Origin of the sequence: Salipiger sp. HF18 (assembly GCF_011806505.1) — a bacterium.
Taxonomy (GTDB): Bacteria; Pseudomonadota; Alphaproteobacteria; order Rhodobacterales; family Rhodobacteraceae; genus Salipiger; species Salipiger thiooxidans.
The window spans coordinates 1-2,235 of the sequence record NZ_JAATOS010000593.1 but is presented as its reverse complement, the minus strand read 5'-3'; the positions used below and the strand labels follow the sequence as shown (position 1 = coordinate 2,235).

1 protein-coding gene and 2 pseudogenes are annotated in these 2,235 nt (G+C 68.2%); all 3 read left to right on the top strand.

What is annotated here, in order from left to right; all coding sequences use genetic code 11:
* Window positions 1-310, top strand: a pseudogene (locus tag HC022_RS24590) (MurR/RpiR family transcriptional regulator); the annotation flags it as partial.
* Between the two features lie 474 nt (window positions 311-784).
* Window positions 785-1,969, top strand: coding sequence for a VWA domain-containing protein (locus HC022_RS24585; protein ID WP_167454143.1), 1,185 nt, complete (start codon window positions 785-787; stop codon window positions 1,967-1,969).
* Window positions 1,966-2,235 (top strand): annotated as a pseudogene (locus HC022_RS24580) (ATPase); the annotation flags it as partial. The gene HC022_RS24585 and the pseudogene HC022_RS24580, both read left to right, overlap by 4 nt.

Sequence of the window (2,235 nt, the reverse complement as noted above, 5' to 3'; positions counted from 1 at the left end):
GGGCAGCAGTTGCCTGCTGATCATCGACGTCATCCCCTATGCCGCGGAATGCGAGACCATCGCGCGGCTGGCGCGGGACCAGGGCCGCTCGGTGGTCGTGGTGACGGATGAATACTGCCACTGGGCGCAGGAGGTGACCGACGCGGTGATCAACGCCCCCTCGAAGACCGGACTCTTCCTCGAGTCGATCCTCGGGCTGAACGCCGCGACGAGCCTTCTGGTGCACATGGCCGCCAACGGCCGCAGCGCCGACATCGACGAGCGCATGCGCGACTGGAAGCGGCTCGCGCAGTCCATCGGCATCTTCTGACCGCTCCGCTCCGCCACCCCCGGGGCTCTCCCGCCCGCGCCGCATCCGTGCGAGCCTGCCCTCACCCAAGCACCCAAGCCATGACGTGCGACGCGTCCCATGCCGCAGGTGAACCGGCCCGAGAACCCCGAGTCCCCCGAACCGCAGGGGTCTTCGCCATGCTGCTGCGGGGCGCGATCCGGAACACGCCGGGGCTCTGGCTCGCGGTGCTGCTCGGAACGATCACCGGCCCTGTCCTCTGCGTCTGCTTCGATCTGCCGCTGAGCCCGTCGCTTCTGGGGGGGCGTTCTGGTGCTTGCGGTCTACGTCGCTTGGGACCGGCTCTGGCTTGCACAGCGGCGCAATTCACGCCACCCCTGCCCCTGCCCGCGAGCACGCCGGGCACACGGTGTTTTTGCCCGCGGATGAGGGATGCTGCGGTTGCAGCCATCGCTGCGTCGCGTAAGGTGGGCGCGACCGGCCGGAGGACCGTGCATGTTCGTTCCCTTCTTCGAGACCCTGCGACAGGCCCAGGTGCCCGTCAGCCTGCGCGAATACCTGACCTTCCTCGAGGCCATGCGCGCGGGGCTCGCCACCTATGACGTGGAGGGCTTCTACTATCTCGCCCGCAGCGCCATGGTGAAGGACGAGCGCCACCTCGACCGTTTCGACCGCGCCTTCGCCACCGCCTTCCGCGGGCTCGAGCAGATCTCCTTCGAGCAGGTGCTCGAGGCCGTGGAGCTGCCGTCGGACTGGCTCACCCGGATGGCCGAGAAGCACCTCACCGACGAGGAGAAGCGCGAGATCGAGGCCATGGGCGGCTTCGACAAGCTGATGGAGACCCTGCAGGAGCGGCTGCGCGAGCAGCAGGGCCGGCACCAGGGCGGCAACAAGTGGATCGGCACCGCCGGGACCTCGCCCTTCGGGGCCTATGGCTACAACCCCGAGGGGGTGCGCATCGGCCAGAAGGAAAGCCGCCACCGCCGCGCGGTCAAGGTCTGGGACAAGCGCGAATTCCGCAACCTCGACGACAACATCGAGCTCGGCACCCGCAACATCAAGGTGGCGCTCAAGCGGCTGCGCAAGTGGGCCCGCGACGGCGCCCACGAAGAGCTCGACCTCGACGGCACCATCCGCGCCACCGCCGAGCACGGCTATCTCGACGTCAAGACCCGCCCCGAGCGGCGCAACGCGGTGAAGCTGCTGCTGTTCTTCGACGTGGGCGGCTCGATGGACATGCACATCCGCGTGGTCGAGGAACTGTTCTCGGCGGCGCGCTCCGAGTTCAAGCATCTCGAGCATTACTACTTTCACAACTGCCTCTACGAGGGCGTGTGGCGCGACAACCGCCGCCGCTGGGACAAGCAGACCCCGACGTGGGATGTGCTCCCTACCTACGGCTCGGATTACAAATGCATCTTCGTTTTCTACGCCTCGATGTCGCCCTACGAGATCGCCTACCCCGGCGGCGCCAACGAGCACTGGAACGCCGAAAGCGGACAGGCGTGGCTGGAACGGGCGCGGGTCCAGTGGCCCGACCACCTTTGGATCAACCCGGTGCCCGAGCGGCACTGGCAATACACCCAGAGCATCGGCATGATTCAGCAGATTTTCGAGAACAGGATGGTTCCGATGACCCTTGAAGGCATCGACCGCGGCATGCGGGAGCTGTCGCGATGATCCTCGGCGTCGATGCGGGCGGCACCTCCTGCCGCGTCGCGCTCGAGCGCGACGGCCAGCGACACGAAGCGCGCCTTGGCCCCGCCAACGTGACCACGGATTTCGATGGCGCGGTGGCGACGATCCTCGCTGGCCTCACCGAGGTCGCGAGCCGCGCGGGCCTTGCGGTGGCCGACCTGCGCCCCTGCCCCGCGTGGCTGGCGCTGGCGGGCGTCACCGACCCCGAGATGGCGGCGCGCGTCGCTGCGGCGCTGCCGCTCGAACAC